Origin of the sequence: uncultured Piscinibacter sp. (genome assembly GCF_937952055.1) — a bacterium.
GTDB lineage: Bacteria > Pseudomonadota > Gammaproteobacteria > Burkholderiales > Burkholderiaceae_C > Piscinibacter.
This window is the reverse complement of the sequence record NZ_CALFYO010000032.1, coordinates 1-17,472: the sequence shown is the minus strand read 5'-3', so window position 1 is coordinate 17,472 and position 17,472 is coordinate 1. Positions and strand designations below refer to the sequence as shown.

The 17,472-nt window shown below is 71.8% G+C and carries 15 protein-coding genes and 1 pseudogene; 13 read left to right on the top strand and 3 right to left on the bottom strand.

Annotation, left to right across the window (positions count from 1 at the left end; genetic code table 11):
- From Q0599_RS22785 to Q0599_RS22770, 4 genes are all read left to right on the top strand, one after another.
- The gene (locus tag Q0599_RS22785; protein ID WP_298834811.1) at positions 1 to 1,038 is read left to right on the top strand and encodes an SLAC1 anion channel family protein; all 1,038 of its coding nucleotides are present in this window, start codon (positions 1 to 3) and stop codon (positions 1,036 to 1,038) included.
- Positions 1,039 to 1,108: 70 nt separating this feature from the next.
- Entirely contained in the window at positions 1,109 to 1,399 is a 291-nt protein-coding gene (locus Q0599_RS22780) for a metal-sensing transcriptional repressor (RefSeq protein ID WP_298834809.1), read from the top strand.
- Between the two features lie 85 nt (positions 1,400 to 1,484).
- The gene (locus tag Q0599_RS22775; protein WP_298834807.1) at positions 1,485 to 1,724 is read left to right on the top strand and encodes a hypothetical protein; all 240 of its coding nucleotides are present in this window, start codon (positions 1,485 to 1,487) and stop codon (positions 1,722 to 1,724) included.
- 115 nt (positions 1,725 to 1,839) lie between these two features.
- Entirely contained in the window at positions 1,840 to 3,888 is a 2,049-nt protein-coding gene (locus tag Q0599_RS22770) for an NADPH-dependent 2,4-dienoyl-CoA reductase (RefSeq protein WP_298834805.1), read from the top strand.
- Between the two features lie 76 nt (positions 3,889 to 3,964).
- Here the strand turns inward: Q0599_RS22770 and Q0599_RS22765 are convergent, their stop codons facing one another.
- The 3 genes from Q0599_RS22765 to Q0599_RS26230 form a co-directional block, all read right to left on the bottom strand.
- Positions 3,965 to 4,246 carry a DUF427 domain-containing protein gene (locus Q0599_RS22765; RefSeq protein WP_298834802.1) on the bottom strand — a complete coding sequence of 94 codons (282 nt, stop codon included), beginning with the start codon at positions 4,244 to 4,246 and terminating at the stop codon, positions 3,965 to 3,967.
- A gap of 22 nt (positions 4,247 to 4,268) precedes the next feature.
- Positions 4,269 to 5,252, bottom strand: a complete 984-nt coding sequence (locus Q0599_RS22760; RefSeq protein WP_298834799.1) for a YafY family protein — start codon at positions 5,250 to 5,252, stop codon at positions 4,269 to 4,271.
- A 269-nt stretch (positions 5,253 to 5,521) separates the two neighbouring features.
- Positions 5,522 to 5,725 (bottom strand): hypothetical protein, encoded by a 204-nt coding sequence (locus tag Q0599_RS26230; protein WP_367180985.1) that lies wholly within the window; start codon positions 5,723 to 5,725, stop codon positions 5,522 to 5,524.
- On the opposite strand from Q0599_RS26230, the gene Q0599_RS22755 reads away from it, so the two are divergent.
- The 9 genes and pseudogenes from Q0599_RS22755 to Q0599_RS22715 all read left to right on the top strand — a co-directional run.
- A complete protein-coding gene (locus tag Q0599_RS22755) occupies positions 5,706 to 6,491 on the top strand; it encodes a hypothetical protein (protein ID WP_367180984.1) in 786 nt (261 codons plus the stop codon). The two genes, Q0599_RS26230 and Q0599_RS22755, sit on opposite strands and share 20 nt — an antisense overlap.
- A 171-nt stretch (positions 6,492 to 6,662) precedes the next feature.
- Positions 6,663 to 7,334, top strand: a complete 672-nt coding sequence (locus Q0599_RS22750; protein ID WP_298834795.1) for a CerR family C-terminal domain-containing protein — start codon at positions 6,663 to 6,665, stop codon at positions 7,332 to 7,334.
- 32 nt (positions 7,335 to 7,366) lie between these two features.
- Positions 7,367 to 8,866, top strand: coding sequence for an efflux transporter outer membrane subunit (locus tag Q0599_RS22745; protein WP_298834793.1), 1,500 nt, complete (start codon positions 7,367 to 7,369; stop codon positions 8,864 to 8,866).
- Positions 8,867 to 8,926: 60 nt separating this feature from the next.
- Positions 8,927 to 10,057, top strand: a complete 1,131-nt coding sequence (locus Q0599_RS22740; protein ID WP_298834791.1) for an efflux RND transporter periplasmic adaptor subunit — start codon at positions 8,927 to 8,929, stop codon at positions 10,055 to 10,057.
- 12 nt (positions 10,058 to 10,069) lie between these two features.
- Positions 10,070 to 13,174 (top strand): efflux RND transporter permease subunit, encoded by a 3,105-nt coding sequence (locus Q0599_RS22735; RefSeq protein ID WP_298834789.1) that lies wholly within the window; start codon positions 10,070 to 10,072, stop codon positions 13,172 to 13,174.
- Entirely contained in the window at positions 13,171 to 14,112 is a 942-nt protein-coding gene (locus tag Q0599_RS22730; protein ID WP_298834787.1) for a hypothetical protein, read from the top strand. The genes Q0599_RS22735 and Q0599_RS22730 overlap by 4 nt, the downstream gene beginning before the upstream one ends.
- A gap of 25 nt (positions 14,113 to 14,137) precedes the next feature.
- Positions 14,138 to 15,697, top strand: a complete 1,560-nt coding sequence (locus tag Q0599_RS22725; protein ID WP_298834785.1) for a bifunctional aminoglycoside phosphotransferase/ATP-binding protein — start codon at positions 14,138 to 14,140, stop codon at positions 15,695 to 15,697.
- Positions 15,698 to 15,768: 71 nt separating this feature from the next.
- The gene (gene amrB / locus Q0599_RS22720) at positions 15,769 to 17,163 is read left to right on the top strand and encodes an AmmeMemoRadiSam system protein B (protein WP_298834783.1); all 1,395 of its coding nucleotides are present in this window, start codon (positions 15,769 to 15,771) and stop codon (positions 17,161 to 17,163) included.
- Positions 17,160 to 17,472 (top strand): annotated as a pseudogene (locus tag Q0599_RS22715) (AmmeMemoRadiSam system radical SAM enzyme); the annotation flags it as partial. The gene amrB and the pseudogene Q0599_RS22715, both read left to right, overlap by 4 nt.

Below are 17,472 nucleotides of genomic sequence, written 5' to 3'. Positions count from 1 at the left end.
ATGAGCCACATGAAGAAAGACCACCCCCCCCTGAAACACCTGATGCCCGGCTGGTTCGCCATCGTGATGGGATGGTGCGGCCTGGCGCTCGCCTGGCACCGCGCTGCGCCGGCGATGGGCGAGACGGCCGCCAGCGTCTCGCTGGTCGCCGCGGCGATCGCCGCAGGGATCTTCGTGGCGCTGTCGCTGGCCATGCTCTGGCGCTGGCAGGCCCACGGCCCCGCGCTGCGCGAGGATCTCGCCCATCCGGTGCGGCACACCTTCTTCGCCGCCATCCCGATCTCCGGCCTGCTGCTGGCCACCCTCGGCGTGGCCCTGTTCGGCACCGAGGCTCCGGGCGTGTCCGCACTGTGGTGGCTGTCCTCGCTGGCCCAGTTCGGCGTCACGCTGTGGGTGCTGTCGCGCTGGATCGCCGGTCCGGTGGGGGGACCGAACACGAAGCCGAACTGGAGCGCGGTGACGCCGGTGCTGTTCATTCCCATCGTCGGCAACGTGCTCGCCCCGCTGGCCGGCCTGCCGCTCGGCCACGGCGCCTGGGCGGCCGCGCAGTTCGGCCTCGGGCTGCTGTTCTGGCCCGCGGTGATGGTGCTGATCCTGGTGCGCATCGGACAGGCCGGCATGCCGCCCGAGCGCATGCTGCCGACGATGTTCATCTTCGTCGCGCCGCCGGCGGTGGTCGGCGCCGGCGCGATGCAGTTCGGCGCCCCCCCGGTCCTCACCTGGATGCTCTGGGGCATGGCGCTGTTCCTGGCGCTGTGGGCCGCGACGCTGGCGCGCCGCATCGCCTCGATGCCCTTCGGCATTCCCCATTGGGGCATCAGCTTTCCGCTGGCGGCGCTGGCCGTGCTGACGCTGCGCCTGGCCGACACGCCCGAAGGCCGCTGGCTGCAGGTGCCGGCGCTGGCGCTGCTGGCACTGGCCTCGCTGATCATCCTGGGCCTGAGCTTCGCCACGGTGCGCGGCCTGCGCGCCGGCACCCTGCTGGTGCCCGAGGGCCCGCCGGTCATTCCCATCCAGCCGCAGGCCGGCGCTGCATAAGCAGCGCGCGTGACGCACAATGCCGACCCATCGCCCGACTCCTGCCCCGCGCGCCGCGGAGCCATGCAACATGTCCGTCCTGACTGACGAGAAGTCCCGCACCGACCTGCTGCACCGCCTCAAGCGGGCCGAAGGCCAGCTGCGCGGCATCCAACGCATGATCGAGGAAGGCGAGGAGTGCCTCGCCATCGCGGGCCAGATGTCGGCCGTGCGCAAGGCGCTGGACAGTGCCTACGTGCGCATGACGGTGTGCTTCATGGAACAGGAGCTTTCGGCCAAGCTGGGCGACAAGCCTGCGGCACGCGCCGACCTGGGCCACATGCTCGACAACGTCGAGACACTGCTGGGCAAGATCCGGTAACTACTCCCTGTTGCGGACGTGGTCGCGCGCGCATAGATTCCGCGCCACGGCCCATCCTGGCCGTGACAAGCAGAAGGAGTCCCCGATGAAACACGCTCTCCTGGCCACCGCGCTCGTTCTCGCCGCGGGCACCGCGTTCGCCAACAACTGCCCGAACGAAATGAAGGCGATCGACGCCAAGCTCGCCACCAATCCCAAGCTGGCCGAGGCGGACGCCGCCAAGGTCAAGCAACTGCGCGCCGACGGTGAAGCCGCGCACAAGGCCGGCAAGCACGCCGACTCGATGAAGGCGCTGGGCGAGGCGAAGCAGATCCTCGGCATTTGACGAACCGCCCCCGGAGGCACCCCCGCGCCTCCTCTCCAGGCGGCGCCGCCAGCGGGCTGGCGCCGCCCGATCCGCAGTGACTGCTCGAGGGAAGCTCACCGGCTAGCATGCCGGAATGAGCGCCTACCCGCACCTCCTCGCCCCGCTGGACCTCGGCTTCACCACGCTGCCCAACCGGGTGCTGATGGGCAGCATGCACACCGGGCTGGAGGACGGGCGCAAGCACTTCCCCGCCCTGGCCGCCTTCTTCGCCGAGCGTGCGCGCGGCGGCGTCGGGCTGATGGTCACCGGCGGCTTCGCGCCCAACATCGAGGGCTGGGCCAAGCCCTTCGCCGGCACGCTGGCAACGTCCGCCGCTGCAAGGCGCCACAGGCAGGTCACCGACGCCGTGCATGCCGAGGGGGGCAAGATCGCGCTGCAGATCCTGCACACCGGCCGCTACGGCTACCACCCCTTGTGCGTGGCGCCCTCGCGCATCCAGTCGCCCATCTCGCCCTTCACCCCGCGCGAACTCTCCGCGCGCGGCATCGAGCGGCAGATCCGCGCCTTCGTGCGCTGCGCAAGGCTCGCCCGCGAGGCCGGCTACGACGGCGTCGAGGTGATGGGCAGCGAGGGCTACTTCATCAACCAGTTCCTCGTCACGCACACCAACCAGCGCCGCGACGCCTGGGGCGGCGCCTACGAGAACCGCATGCGGCTGCCGGTGGAGATCGTGCAGCGCGTGCGCGAGGCGGTAGGCCCCGACTTCATCCTCATCTACCGGCTGTCGATGCTCGACCTCATCCCGGACGGCAGCAGCTGGAGCGAGGTGGTGACGCTGGCCAAGGCGGTCGCCGCCGCCGGCGCAACGATCATCAACACCGGCATCGGCTGGCATGAGGCGCGCATCCCGACCATCGCCACCAGCGTGCCGCGCGGCGCGTTCGCCTGGGTGACGAAGAAGATGCGCGAGGAGTTGCGCGCCGCGGGCCTGACCATCCCGCTGGTCACCAGCAACCGCATCAACATGCCCGAGGTGGGCGAGCAGATCCTCGCCGACGGCTGCGCCGACATGGTCAGCCTGGCGCGGCCGTTGCTGGCCGATCCGGACTTCGTCGCCAAGGCAAAGCAGGGCCGCAGCGCGGACATCAACACCTGCATCGCCTGCAACCAGGCCTGCCTGGACCACACCTTCCAGCTCAAGCTCGCCAGCTGCCTGGTCAACCCGCGCGCCGGCCACGAGACCGAGTTGGTGCTGCGGCGCGCGCCCGCGCGCAGGCGCTATGCCGTGGTTGGTGCCGGCCCGGCCGGGCTGGCGGCGGCGACCACGCTGGCCGGGCGCGGCCACGAGGTGCATCTGTACGAGTCGGCGGCGCAGATCGGCGGCCAGTTCAACATGGCCAGGAGGATTCCCGGCAAGGAGGAGTTCAGCGAAACGCTGCGCTACTTCGCAACGCGGCTGCAGGCCACCGGCGTGACGCTGCACCTGAACACCCGCGCGAGCGCCGAGATGCTGGCTGCGCAGCAGTTCGACGGCGTGCTGCTGGCCACCGGCGTGACCGCGCGCGACCCGAGGATCCCCGGACAGGACGGCCCCAACGTGCTCAGCTACATCGACGTGCTGCTGCACGACAAGCCGGTCGGCGAGCGCGTGGCGATCGTCGGCGCGGGCGGCATCGGCTTCGACGTGGCCGAGTTCCTCGTCACCCCGGCCGGCCATTCACCGACGCTGAACCTCGCGGAATGGCTGTCCGAATGGGGCGTCGCCGACCCCGCCGCGGTGCGCGGCGGCGTGGTGCGCGCCCAGCCTGCCGCGCCGGCGCGCCGCGTGACGCTGCTGCAGCGCAAGGCCGGCAGGCTCGGCAAGGGTCTGGGCAAGACCACCGGCTGGATCCACCGCGCCGCGCTGCAGATGAAGCAGGTGGAGATGATCGGTGGCGTGAACTACGAGCGCATCGTCCCCCAGGGACTGTTCGTCACCTACGGCGAGAAGCGCCAGGACGGCCAGCTCATCGAGTGCGACACCGTGGTGCTGTGCGCCGGACAGGAGCCGCTGCGCGAGCTGGAGGCGCCGCTGCGCGCGGCCGGCGTGGCGGTGCACCTGATCGGCGGGGCGCACGAGGCCAGCGAGCTCGACGCCAAGCGCGCCATCGACCAGGGCACGCGGCTGGCAGCCACGCTCTAGGCCGCCCTCGCCGCCGGAGCAGCGGGCGGCCCGCGCGCCATTGACTCAGCGCGCCGACGCGCGGCTCGTGCCCGCCTCACTCGGTGACCTGCACGCCCTTCCAGAAAGCCACCCGGCCCTTGATCGACTGCGCGGCTTCGCTGGGCTCGGGGTAGTACCAGACGGCGTCGGGGTTCATCTCGCCGTTGACGAGCAGGCTGTAGTAGTGCGCCTGGCCCTTCCACGGGCAGCTCGTGCGGTGGTTGCTGAAGCTCACGTACTCGCGCCTCACGCTGCTCTCGGGGAAGTAGTGGTTGCCTTCGACCACCACGGTGTCGTCGCTCTCGGCGATGACCACGCCGTTCCAGACCGCTTTCATCGGACTCTCCTTCGCGAAGGGCTCAAGCGTACTGTGCGGCGGCGCGGCGCAGCCGGTGTCCGATCGTGTCGGCCAGGGCCTTGTCGCCAACGACCTCGACGCTGTCCCCGTGGCGCAGGATGTCCATCGTCAGCTCGGTGGCGTCGGCGTAGGGCACCTGCAGCTCGTAGCGGCCGTCTTCGAGGTGGCGCGACTTCTGCTGCGGGTGCCATTCCTCGTTGGCCACCCACTGCGCCGCCTCGGCGCTGAACACCAGCGTGGCCCACTTCACCTTCGCGTCGCCGCCGCCGTAGATGCCGTAGCCGGCATCGAGCGCGGCCTCGAGATCGCGCACCGGCACGTTCTTCGCCTTCGTCTCCAGCACCCGGGCGTCGCGCACCGCGTCGAGGGCGAAGCGGCGCAGGCCGTCGCTGGCGTGGCACCAGGCGTCGAGGTACCAGGTGGCGCGGTAGTGCACCAGGCGCTGCGGCGACACCTCGCGCTCGCTGTGGCTGCGGTCGCTGCGCTTGAAGTAGCGCAGCCAGACCCGCCGGCGCTGCACCAGCGCACTGCCGAGCAGCTCGAACCAGCGGCTGGGCACGCGGCGCCGCGCCGTCCCGATCACCTTGATGCGGCGCATCAATTCGCGCGACGGCCCGGCATCGGCGCCGAGCATGCCCTGCAGCCGCTCGAGCATCGGCTGCAGGTGGCGCGACAGCACGCCGTCGTCGTCCAGCCCGGCTAGCAGCTGGTGCATGGTCAGCAGCGCGTGGATCTCGTGCTCGCTGAACCACAGTCCCGGCAGCTCGTGGCGCTCGCCGCGCGCCGTGGCGCCAGCGTCGAATCGATAGCCGTTGTCGTCGGCGTCGTAGACGATCGGCGCATGCAGCCGGTCGCGCAGGTACTGCAGGTCGCGCTTGAGCGTGGCCGGCGACACCGCCAGCTCCTCGCGCAGCGTCGCGAAGCTCACGCAGCCGCGGCTGCGCAGCAGCAGTTCGATCTTGTAAAAGCGTTCGGTGCGGTCCATGGCGGCGATCTACCGGGTCGGTGGCTCATCCGGTGAGCCAGGCGACGCGAGCTTACCCCGAGCGCCGTTGCCGCAGGTGGCTCACGTGCTGAGCCACCCGGGCTGGAGACTGCCTCCCATGCCGCAGCCCGCGGCGCCACCGAGGAACCGACCATGGCCACCGCCTTCTCCACCGAACCCTGCCCCGCCACCACGCTCACGGCGCACGAGCACATCGGCTTCGAGCTCGGCTGGGACTACGCCCACCACGGCCTGACACCGCCGGCGCCCTACGACCAGGAGCCCTCCAGCCTGCGCCATGGCCTGCTCGCCGGCCAGGCCACCTTCGGCACGCGCACGCTGCTGCCCACGCGCCACGTGCGCAAGTGGCTGCAGCTGCGGCTGCACGCCTGGCTGCGCGGACGCAGCGTCGAACTGGTGCAGGTCACGCCCAACCACTTGCAGCAGCTCGAGGTGAGCCATTGCCCGATCACCCGCGCGCCGCTGTCCACCGCCACCCTCGAAGGCAGCGACGCCTCGGTCGACCGGGTGCGCAACGACGCCGGCTACGCCGCCGGCAACCTGGCCATGCTCAGCACCAAGGCCAACCACGCGAAGGCGGCCTGCGGATTCCGCGACGCACTTCGCATCGTGCGCGACATGGAGGCGGCCGGCTCCACCGGAACCGGCGGCCTCAGCGTGGCCCAATGGGCGCGCGTCGCCGTGCTGTGCAGCTTTGTCGAGCCGCTGTCCCACGACGAAGCCAGCGCGCTGCCCCTGCTGGTGCTGCCGCCGAACCGGCTGCGGCTGTTCAACCCGGTCCAGGCGCTGCAGGCCTTCGTCAGCCGCCAGCTGCTGACGCCCGGCTGGAGCCAGCGCATCGCGCGCTTCGAGGTGCTGCTGCCCGGCAAGCCGGCACGCCGCGCCTTCCAGATGTTCTTCCATGCGTTGCTGCCACGCGTGCTCGAGGCCGGCCGCAGCGACGACGCCCAGCAAGCCCGTTGGGCGGTGGAAGACGCCTGGCGCAACCCGCTGGTGATGAAGCGTTGGACGGCCTTCGCGCGGCTGCTGACGCCGGCGCAGTGCGAGGCCCTGCTCGCCCTCGCCGCGGCGCGCCGGCTCGGCACGCAGCGCATCGAACAGCTCGACGCGGCCTGCGCCACCGACGGCTGGAACCTCGAGTCGCGCGGCTACGTCCCGCATGCCGTGCTGATGCGCCGCAGCCCGACCTCCCCGCGTCAGGCCAGCCTGCCGCTCTGATACCCACGCGCCTATGTGAGCGCCTACCCCTGCTGACACGACGTTGTCAGCAGGGTCTTGTCAGCATGTCGGACCTCGAACCCCAGGGTCAACCCGATGTCCATGCTGACCACTCGGTCATTAATACCCCAAGTGAATCAATCGTTTGATTTACTTGCTAGCATGTCGGGCATGACCGAGATCAACCCCGCCCGCACGAGAACGCCGCGCAGCGACGGTGAGCAATCGCGCGAGCGCCTGCTTCACGCTGCGCTGTCGCTGTTCGCGCACCAGGGCTATGCCAACACCTCGACGCGCGAGATCGCCGAGGCTGCCGGCACCAACCTCGCCGCCATCAAGTACTACTTCGGCGACAAGGCCGGCCTGTACCGTGCCGTGTTCTTCGATCTGCAGGCCACTCCCGACGAGGAGATCGGCCGCTATGGCGGCGAGGACCTCAGCCTGCGCGAGGCCTTGCGCGGCCTGTACGTCGGCTTCCTCGAACCGCTCAAGCAGGGCGACCTGACCACGCTGTGCATGAAGCTGCACATGCGCGAGATGCTCGAGCCGACGGGCCTGTGGGCCGAGGAGATCGACCAGGGCATCCGCCCGATGCACGAGGCGCTGGTGCGGGTGCTCTGCCGCCACGTCGGCGTGGACGGCCCCGACGACGAGATCCAGCGTCTGGCGGTGTGCGTGTCAGCGCTCGGCGTGCATCTTCACGTGGGTCGCGACGTCACCGACGCCCTCGCGCCCGGACTCAACCGTGCGCCCGACGCGCTCGACCGCTGGCTCGACGGACTGGTGATGTATGCCGAGGCCATGGTCGCTGCCGAGGTGCGACGGCGGCGCGGCAGCCCCTGAACCCGACGCCACACGCCAGGGAGAACAACAACATGCCCGGAATCCCCCTCACCCATCGCAGTGCCGTCGCGGCCGGGGCGCTCGCCACGCTCGCGCTGGCCGGCTGCGCCAGCCTCGGGCCGGCCCTGCCCGCTCCGTTGCCGGCCACGCCTGCGGCGCAGTGGCAGGCTGCGCTGCCCGCCGCCGATCCCGGCGCCGAACTGAAGCGCTGGTGGCAGCAGTTCAACGACCCGCTGCTCACGGCGCTGATCGACGCCGCCCAGGCCGCCAGCCCGTCGATCGCCGACGCCCGCTCGCGCATCGAGCAGGCACGCGCCGCGCGCGTGGCCGGCGGCGCGGCGCTCGGCCCGACGCTGGACGCCAGCGCCAGCGCAACACGTGGCCGCCTCGAGCTCGGCGCCCCGGTCGGTACCCTCGCCAGCGCGGGACTGCAGGCCACCTGGGAGATCGACCTCTTCGGCGGCAGCGGTGCCCGCCGAGATGCCGCCCAGGCACGGCTGGAGGGCGCACAGGCGCAGTGGCACGACGCGCGCATCTCGGTGGCCGCCGAGACCGCCTCGGCATACCTGGCGCTGCGCGCCTGCGAGGCGCAGCTCGCCCAGACCGAGTTCGATGCCGCTTCGCGCGCCGAGACCGCGCGGCTGACCGCGCTGGCCGCCAGCGCCGGCTTTCAGGCGCCCGCCAGCGCCGACCTCGCCCGCGCCAGTGCGGCGCAGGGCAGCGCCACGCTCACGCAGCAGCGCGCGCAGTGCGACCTGGCCGTGAAGTCGCTGGTCGCGCTGACCGCCATGCCGGAACCCGGGCTGCGCGCCCAACTGCAGCCCGGACGGGCGCAATTGCCCCAACCGGCGCAACTCGGCGTCGCTCACGTGCCGGCGCAAGCACTCGCGCAGCGGCCCGACCTGGCCGCCGCGGAACGCGAACTCGCCGCCGCCGCGGCCGACGCCACGCAGGCGCGCGCGCATCGCTACCCGCGCGTGGCGCTGGCAGGTGCCATCACGCCGTCGCGCTTCGAAGGCGGCGCTGTCAGCACCAGCGGCACGCTGTGGAACATCGGGCCGCTGAGCGTGAGCCTGCCGCTGTTCGACGGTGGCGTGCGCCGCGCTCATGCCGAGGCTGCACAGGCGGCCTACGAGGCCGCGGCGACACACTACGCAGCAAGCCTGCGCACAGCCGTGCGCGAAGTCGAAGACGCGCTGGTGGCGCTGCACAGCACCGCGGCGCGCGGCGACGACGCCCGCACCGCCGCCGAAGGCTTCGAGCGCTCCTACCGCGCCGTCGAATCGCGCTACAAGGGCGGCCTGGCCAGTCTGTTCGAGCTGGAAGACGCGCGCCGCAGCGCCGTGGCCGCGCAGGCCGCGCTGATCGAGCTGCAGCGCGAGCGTGTCGCCGCCTGGATCTCCCTGTACCGCGCCCTCGGCGGCGGCTGGGTCGCCGACGATTCGCAGTCCCCCGGCGGCTGGACCGCCGACGACCCACAGGCCCGCAGCGGCTCGTCCGCCGGCGATCCAACCGCACCGCCGCGCAGCTGAAACTTCCTCGACACCGTGCCCAAGACCCACAAGGTCCGCCGCCCTTCCGAGACCACCACCATGCCGACCTCGACCCGAATCCTTCTCGTCGCCGCCCCGCTGGCCATCGCCATCACCGCCGTGCTCGTCACGCTCAGCGTGCATGCCGCCGACAAGCCTGCATCCGCAGCCGCGGCCAAGCCGGCGCTGACCGTCACCGTCACCTCGCCGCAGCAGACCACCGTGCCGCTGAAGATCGCCGCCAACGGCAACATCAGCGCCTGGCAGGAGGCCAGCGTCGGCACCGAGGCCAACGGGCTGCGCCTGGCCGAGGTGCGCGTGAACGTCGGTGACGTGGTCAAGCGCGGCCAGGTGCTGGCCACCTTCGCCGCCGACACCCTTGCAGCCGAGCTGGCGCAGACGCGCGCCGCCGTCGCCGAGGCCGAGGCCACGCTGGCCGAAGCCAGCGCCAACGCGCAGCGCGCCCGCGACCTGCAGAGCACCGGCGCGCTGTCGGCCCAGCAAATCAACCAGTACCTCACCGCCGAGCGCACCGCGCAGGCCAGGCTGGAAGCGCAGCGCGCCGCCGCCCGTACGCAGCAGCTGCGTCTGGCGCAGACCCAGGTGCTGGCGCCGGACCACGGGATCATCTCGGCGCGCAGTGCCACCGTCGGCGCGGTGTTGCCGGCCGGGCAGGAACTGTTCCGCCTGATCCGCGGCGGCCGGCTCGAATGGCGCGCCGAAGTGGCCGCGGCCGACCTTGCGCAACTCAAGCCCGGACTTCCGGCCAGCGTCACGCCGGCAGGCGGCACACCCATCGTCGGCAAGCTGCGCATGGTCGGGCCCACCGTCGACCCGGCCACGCGCAACGGCATCGTCTACGTCGACCTTCCGCAGCCCGGCGCCGCACGCGCCGGCATGTTCGCTCGCGGCGAGTTCGAGATCGGCCACGCCACGGGCCTGTCGCTGCCGCAGAGCGCGGTGGTGCTGCGCGACGGCTTCAGCTACGTCCTGCGCGTCGGCCCCGACGCCAAGGTCGCGCAGACCAAGGTGACGATCGGCCGCCGCTGGGCGGACCGCATCGAGATCACCGGCGGCCTGGACCGGAACGCCCGCGTGGTCGCCGCCGGCGGCGGCTTCCTCGGCGACGGCGACCTGGTGCGCGTGGTCGACGCTGCGCCGGAACCAGCTCATCACACCGCGTCGAAGTAAGGGGCGCGTGCCATGGCGATCAACGTCTCCTCCTGGTCGATCCGCAACCCGACCCCGGCGCTCCTGCTGTTCGTGATGCTCACGCTGGCGGGCCTGCTCGGCTTCCGGTCGATGAAGGTGCAGAACTTTCCCGACATCGACCTGCCGATGGTCACCGTCACCGCCTCGCTGCCTGGCGCCTCGCCGGGCCAGCTCGAGACCGAGGTGGTACGCAAGATCGAGAACTCGCTGGCCGCGGTGCAGGGCATCAAGCACATCTACGCCACCATCCAGGACGGCACCGCCACGCTCACCGCCGAGTTCCGCCTCGAGAAGCCGACGCAGGAGGCGCTGGACGACACGCGCGACGCCGTCGCGCGCGTGCGCTCCGACCTGCCGGCCGACCTGCGCGACCCGGTGATCAAGAAGGTCGACCTCGCCGGCACGCCCATCCTCACCTACACGGTGGCGTCGAAGCAGATGGACGACGAGGCGCTGTCCTGGTTCGTCGACCACCAGGTCACCAAGGCGATGCTGTCGGTGCGCGGTGTCGGCGCGGTGTCGCGCGTGGGCGGCGTGACGCGCGAGGTGCGCGTCGAACTCGACCCCGCGCGGCTGCTCGCCCTGAACGCGACCGCCGCGGACATCTCGCGCCAGCTGCGCCAGGTGCAGCAGGAAGCCTCCGGAGGGCGCGCCGACCTCGGCGGCGCCGAGCAGTCGGTGCGCACCATCGCCACCGTGCAGTCGGCCGAGGAGCTGGCGGCACTGGAGGTGGCGCTGTCCGACGGCCGCCGCATCCGACTCGACCATGTCGCCAAGGTGCACGACACCGTGGCCGAGCCGCGCTCGGCCGCGCTCCTCGACGGCAAGCCGGTGGTCGGATTTGAGATCGTGCGCTCGCGCGGCGCCGGCGAGATCGAGGTCACCGAGGGCGTGCGCGCCACGCTGGCCAGGCTCCAGGCGGAGCACCCGGACATCAGCATCACAGAGGCCTTCAACTTCGTCGACCCCGTCGAGGAGAACTACGACGGCTCGATGAAGCTGCTCTACGAAGGCGCCCTGCTGGCGGTGCTGGTGGTGTGGCTGTTCCTGCGCGACTGGCGCGCCACCTTCGTCTCGGCGGTGGCGCTGCCGCTGTCGGCCATCCCGACCTTCTTCATCATGTGGCTGATGGGCTTCTCCATCAACGTGGTGACGCTGCTCAGCCTGTCGCTGGTGGTCGGCATCCTCGTCGACGACGCCATCGTCGAGATCGAGAACATCATGCGCCACCTGCGCATGGGCAAGACGCCCTACCAGGCGGCGATGGAGGCGGCCGACGAGATCGGCCTGGCGGTGATCGCCACGACCTTCACGCTGATCGCGGTGTTCCTGCCCACCGCCTTCATGAGCGGCGTGGCCGGCAAGTTCTTCGTGCAGTTCGGCTGGACGGCGGCGATCGCGGTGTTCTTCTCCCTGGTCGTCGCGCGCATGCTCACGCCGATGATGGCCGCCTACCTCCTCAAGCCGCCGCGGCACGAGGAGAAGGAGCCGCGCTGGCTGTCGATCTACATGGGATGGGCAAGATGGTGCCTGAAGCACCGCTTCATGACCCTGATCGGCGCCGCAGTGTTCTTCGCCGGCTCGTTCGCGCTGGTGCCCCTCCTGCCCACCGGTTTCATCCCTCCGGACGACCTGTCGCAGACACAGGTGACCGTGACACTGCCGCCGGGCAGCACGTTGAAGGAGACCTACGCCGCTGCCGAGCAGGCGCGCGAGATCGTGCAGAGCAACGAGCACGTCAAGCTCGTCTACACCGCCATCGGTGGCGGTGCCGCGGGCTCCGACCCGTTCGCGGCAGGCGGCGTGCCCGAGGTGCGCAAGGCGGTGCTGACCATCAACATGACGCACCGCAACGACCGCCGGGGCACCTCGAAGCAGGACATCGAGGGCCAGCTGCGCGAGGCGCTGGCGGTGCTGCCCGGCGCGCGGATCAAGGTGGGCCTGGGCGCCTCCAGCGAGAAGTACGTGCTGGTGCTCGCCGGTGAGGACGGCCGTGCGCTCGGCGAACACGCCGCCAAGGTGGAGCGCGACCTGCGCAGCATTCCCGGCATCGGCGCGGTGACCTCCACCGCCAGCCTGGTGCGGCCCGAACTGATCGTGCGGCCCGACTTCGCACGTGCCGCGGACCTGGGCGTGACCTCGTCGGCCATCGCCGACACGCTGCGCATCGCCACCAGCGGCGACTACGACCAGGGCCTGCCCAAGCTGAACCTCAGCCAGCGCCAGGTGCCGGTGGTGGTCAAGCTCGCCGAGGACGCGCGTGCCGACATCGACCTGCTCTCGCGCCTGCCGGTGCCCGGTGCGCGCGGCCCGGTGCCGCTGTCCAACGTGGCGACGCTGGCGATCGACTCCGGCCCGGCCGAGATCGCCCGCTACGACCGGCTGCGCAACGTCAACTTCGAGATCGAGCTCAACGGCGTGCCGCTCGGCGAGGTCGAGAAGAACGCGCTCGAGCTGCCCTCGCTGAAGACCCTGCCACCGGGCGTGATCCAGACCTCGGTGGGCGACGCCGAGGCGATGGCCGAGCTGTTCGCCAGCTTCGGCCTGGCGATGGCCACCGGGGTGCTTTGCATCTACGTCGTGCTGGTGCTGCTGTTCAAGGACTTCGTGCAGCCGGTGACCATCCTGGCCGCGCTGGTGCTGTCGATCCCCGGCGCCTTCCTCGCGCTGTTCATCACGCAGTCCTCGCTGTCCATGCCGTCGATGATCGGCCTGATCATGCTGATGGGCATCGCGACGAAGAACTCGATCCTGCTCATCGACTACGTGATCCTGGCGCGCCGCGACCACGGCCTGAACCGCTGGGAGGCGCTGCTCGACGCCTGCCGCAAGCGCGCGCGGCCGATCGTCATGACGACCATCGCGATGGGCGCGGGCATGATGCCCATCGCCATCGGCCTGGGCGTGGACCCGAGCTTCCGCGCCCCGATGGCGATCGTGGTGATCGGCGGCCTGATCACCAGCACCTTCCTCAGCCTGCTGGTCATCCCGGTGGTGTTCACCTTCGTCGACGACTTGGTGCAGTGGGTGGGCCGCCATGCGCACCGGCGACGCCATGCGGCGACCGCTCTGCCCGCGACGGAGGCCCAGCCGTGAAGCGCCGCGACTGCCTCGGCCTGCTGCTGGCCACCGCCCTCGCGCCGGCGGCGCATGCGGGAGAATTCGGCACGCTCGACTTCGAGTGGCACGACGACGTCCGCCAGCGCCCGGTGCCAGTGCGGCTGTACCTGCCGGTGCAGGCCGATGCGGCGCAGCCGGTGCCGCTGGTGGTGTTCTCCCACGGCATCGGCGGATCGCGCATGGGCTACCGCTACCTCGGCGAACACTGGGCCCGCCAGGGTTACGCCAGCCTGCACCTGCAGCATGTGGGCAGTGACCGGGCGCTGTGGATGGGCAACCCGTTCTCGCTGGTCGAGCGGCTGCAGAGCGCGGCACAGGACGGCGAGGCCATCGCCCGCGTGCTCGACCTGCGCTTCGCCCTCGACACCCTGCTGGCCGGACCGCTGGCGACCCGCATCGATGCCGACCGCATCGTCGCCGCCGGCCACTCCTACGGCGCCAACACCACGCTGCTCGCCGCCGGTGCGCAGGTCGAGCGCCAGGGCCGGCTGGTCGACTTCCGCGACCCGCGCATCAAGGCGGCCATCATCCTCTCCGCCCCGCCGTTCTACGGCGAGAGCGATCCGGCACGCATCCTCGCCAACGTCACCGTGCCCACGCTGCACGTCACCGCCACCGAGGACGTCATCCGCATCCCGGGCTACTACTCGGGCGCGCAGGACCGCGTCTCGGTGTTCGAGGCCACCGGCAGCCGCGCCAAGGCGCTGGCGGTGTTCGAAGGCGGCTCGCACAGCATCTTCACCGACCGGCGCGGCACCGGCGGCGCCGCGCTCAACCCGCAGGTGAAGGAGGCCACGCGCGCCCTGTCGGTGGCCTTCCTGAAGCGCGTGTTCGACGGCGACGAGACTGCGATCCGTCAATGGCCGGGCCGGTTCGCCGCCATCGTCGCGCGCTTCACCCGCGACGGGCTGTAACCTCGCGCGGGTGACGGCCCGCGACATGACGCTCGAACAGCACCGCGCGATGGTGGCGGCGCTGCGGCGCGGGCTCGGGCCCGACTGCGCGCTGATCGAGACGCACATCTCCACGCTGCTGCTCGCCGGCGAGTTCGCCTACAAGCTGCGCAAGCCGCTGGCGCTGGGCTTCCTCGACTTCTCCACCGCCGAGCGCCGCCGGCACGACTGCGCGGAGGAACTGCGCCTGAACCGGCGCACGGCCCCCGATCTCTACCTGGACGTGCGGCCGGTGCTCGGCCCGGCGCGGGCGCCGCGCGTCGGCCAGCCGGAGGAGGGCAACGCGGCGATCGACTGGCTGCTGCGCATGCGCCGCTTCGACAACGAGCTGCTGCTCGACCGGCTGGCGTCGCGTGGCCAGCTCGGCGAAGCGGACATCGATGCTCTGGCGCGGCGCGTCGCCGCCTTCCACGCCGCGCTGCCGGCGTCGCCCGCCGCCCACGGCGATCCGCAAGGCGTGCTCGCCTGGGCACGTGCCAACTTCGCGGCGCCGGGCGTCGATGCCTCCGGCCGCCTGCGCGACTGGACCGAACAAGAGTTCGAGCGCATCGCGCCGCTGCTGGCGCTGCGCCGTGCGCAGGGCTGCGTGCGCGAGTGCCACGGCGACCTGCACCTGGGCAACATCGTGATGGTCGACGGCGAGCCGCTGCCCTTCGACGGCATCGAATTCAACGCCGAGCTGCGCCACACCGACACGATGGCCGACGTCGCCTTCACCTTCATGGACCTGTGGCGGCACGGCCTGCCGCGGCTGGCCTGGCGCTTCGTCAGCGGCTACGCGGAGCAGCGCGGCGACCACCAGGGGCTCGCGCTGCTGCCCTTCTTCGCCGTCTACCGCGCCATGGTGCGGGCGCAGGTGGCGGCACTGCGCGCGACGCAGGCGCCCGACGAAGCCTCGCGCACGCAGGCCCTCGGCGCGCTCGCGCGCGACCTGCACGTGGCCGAGGCGCTGTCCCGCATGCGCCGGGCGCAGCCGCGTCTCGTGCTCACCAGCGGCCTGTCCGGCTCGGGCAAGAGCACGGTGGCGCTGGCGCTGCTGGCTCCGCTCGGCGCGCTGCGCGTGCGCTCGGACGTCGAGCGCAAGCGCCTCGCCGAGGTGCCGCTGACCGCCCGGCCGACGCCCGCGCAGGCGCAGCGCCTGTACGGCGGCACGATGACGCTGCGCACCTATGCGCGCCTGCAAGCGATCGCGCGCGACCTGCTGCGCGCCGGGCTGAACGTCATCGTCGATGCCGCCGCGCTGCGCCGCCACGAGCGCGACGAACTGCGCGCGCTGGCCGCCGCCGAGGGCGCGGACTTCTCGCTGGTGGAGTGCGTGGCGCCGGAGGCGGTGCTGCGCGGGCGCATCGCGCAGCGCATGGCGGCGGACCGCGACCCCTCCGATGCGACGCTGGAGGTGCTGGACTTCCAGCTCCGCGTGCGCGAACCGGTGGCGCCGGCGGAGGCCGGCCTCACGCTGGACACGGATGCCGATCTCGCCACGGTGCAGGCTCGCTGCGAAGCGCTGGCCGCGAGTCTGGCGGACGGCCCCACTTTGGGGACCTGAGTCTGGAACCAGCGCAGCGGTCTTGACGTACGCCCAGCAGGTCCCATGTGCAGTGGAGGAGACAGACCGACATGCTTCACGACGCCACCCGCCCGGCCGCGGTCGCCGGCCAGTTCTACCCACAGGCACCGGGCGCGCTGCGCGCCGAGGTGGCCTCGGCGCTCGACGGCGTCGGCACGCCGGTGCCGACCGTCGCGCCGAAGATGCTGCTGGTGCCGCACGCGGGCTACATCTATTCCGGCCCGGTGGCCGGCCACGCCTACGCGACCCTGGCCGCCGGGCGGGAACGCATCCGCCGCGTGGTGCTGCTCGGTCCGGCCCATCGCGTACCCCTGCGCGGCCTCGCGGCGCCCACGACGGCCGCCTTCGAGACGCCGCTCGGCGCGGTGCCGATCGACCGCGCAGCGCTGGCGAGCCTCGCGGCGCTGCCTCAGGTGGTGGCGGACGACCGGCCCCACGCGCAGGAGCATTCGCTCGAGGTCCAGCTGCCCTTCCTGCAGACGGTGCTCGACCGCTTCACGCTCGTGCCGCTGGTGGTCGGGCGTGCCGACGCCGCCGAGGTGGCCGAGGTTCTGGCGCATCTCTGGGGCGGCGACGAGACGCTGATCGTCATCAGCTCCGACCTGTCGCACTACCTGCCTTACCAGCACGCCCGGGCCACCGACCGCGACACGGTCGAGGCCATCCTGCGCCTGGATGCCACGCTGGACCACCACCAGGCCTGCGGCGCCACGCCGCTGGCCGGCGCGCTGCTGGCTGCGCGAGAGCGCGGTCTGGCACCGCGCCTGCTCGACCTGCGCAATTCGGGCGACACCGCCGGCGACCGCTCGCGCGTGGTGGGCTACTGCGCCATGGCCTTCGAGCCGCGCGAACCGAGGTCAGCGCAGGACGACGAAGACCGCGCAAGGACCGGAGACGACGCGCTCGGCCGAGCGTTGCTCACCCGCGCCCGCAACGCCATCGCCGACGCGCTGCGCCTGCCCACCGGCCCGGAACCCGTCCATGCGGCGCTCGCCGAGCACGGTGCCACCTTCGTGACGCTGCGCCTCGGCGGTCGCCTGCGCGGCTGCATCGGCACGCTGGAGGCATGCCGCCCGCTCGAGCACGACGTGCGCCTGCACGCCCTGGCGGCGGCCTTCCAGGACACGCGCTTCGAGGCGCTGCACGAGGAGGAGTTCGCCGCGCTGGAGATCGAGGTCTCGCTGATCGGGCCGAGCGAGGTGCTGCCCGCGGCCAGCGAGGCCGAGGCGCTGCAGGCGATGCAGCCGGGCGTCGACGGCGTGATCCTGGAATACCGCGGCCGGCGGGCCACCTTCCTGCCGCAGGTGTGGGAGCAGCTCGCGTCGCCCGCCGAGTTCCTCGGCGCGCTCAAGCGCAAGGCCGGCCTGCCCGAGGACTTCTGGGCCGATTCGCTGCGGCTGCGCCGCTACCGGGTGCGCAAGTTCGACGAGGTGATCGAGGCATGAGCGCGACCCACGACCTCGACAACGGCGTGGTGCCGGCGCAGTGGTGGCACAGGCTCGACGACGGCCGCCTCCAGTGCGACCTGTGCCCGCGCGACTGCCGGCTGCACGAGGGCCAGCGCGGCCTGTGCTTCGTGCGCGCCCGCGAAGGCGACGAGATGGTGCTGACCACCTACGGTCGCAGTTCGGGCTTCTGCATCGACCCGATCGAGAAGAAGCCGCTCAACCACTTCCACCCCGGCAGCAGCGTGTTCTCCTTCGGCACCGCCGGCTGCAACCTCGCCTGCAAGTTCTGCCAGAACTGGGACATCT

What these genes read in the sequence shown, in the direction of transcription:
- Q0599_RS22785 (WP_298834811.1), top strand. Translation starts at nt 1, where the DNA reads ATGAGCCACATGAAGAAAGACCACCCCCCCCTGAAACACCTGATGCCC.
- Q0599_RS22780 (WP_298834809.1), top strand. Translation starts at nt 1,109, where the DNA reads ATGTCCGTCCTGACTGACGAGAAGTCCCGCACCGACCTGCTGCACCGC.
- Q0599_RS22775 (WP_298834807.1), top strand. Translation starts at nt 1,485, where the DNA reads ATGAAACACGCTCTCCTGGCCACCGCGCTCGTTCTCGCCGCGGGCACC.
- Q0599_RS22770 (WP_298834805.1), top strand. Translation starts at nt 1,840, where the DNA reads ATGAGCGCCTACCCGCACCTCCTCGCCCCGCTGGACCTCGGCTTCACC.
- Q0599_RS22765 (WP_298834802.1), bottom strand. Translation starts at nt 4,246, where the DNA reads ATGAAAGCGGTCTGGAACGGCGTGGTCATCGCCGAGAGCGACGACACC.
- Q0599_RS22760 (WP_298834799.1), bottom strand. Translation starts at nt 5,252, where the DNA reads ATGGACCGCACCGAACGCTTTTACAAGATCGAACTGCTGCTGCGCAGC.
- Q0599_RS22750 (WP_298834795.1), top strand. Translation starts at nt 6,663, where the DNA reads ATGACCGAGATCAACCCCGCCCGCACGAGAACGCCGCGCAGCGACGGT.
- Q0599_RS22745 (WP_298834793.1), top strand. Translation starts at nt 7,367, where the DNA reads ATGCCCGGAATCCCCCTCACCCATCGCAGTGCCGTCGCGGCCGGGGCG.
- Q0599_RS22740 (WP_298834791.1), top strand. Translation starts at nt 8,927, where the DNA reads ATGCCGACCTCGACCCGAATCCTTCTCGTCGCCGCCCCGCTGGCCATC.
- Q0599_RS22735 (WP_298834789.1), top strand. Translation starts at nt 10,070, where the DNA reads ATGGCGATCAACGTCTCCTCCTGGTCGATCCGCAACCCGACCCCGGCG.
- Q0599_RS22725 (WP_298834785.1), top strand. Translation starts at nt 14,138, where the DNA reads ATGACGCTCGAACAGCACCGCGCGATGGTGGCGGCGCTGCGGCGCGGG.
- amrB (WP_298834783.1), top strand. Translation starts at nt 15,769, where the DNA reads ATGCTTCACGACGCCACCCGCCCGGCCGCGGTCGCCGGCCAGTTCTAC.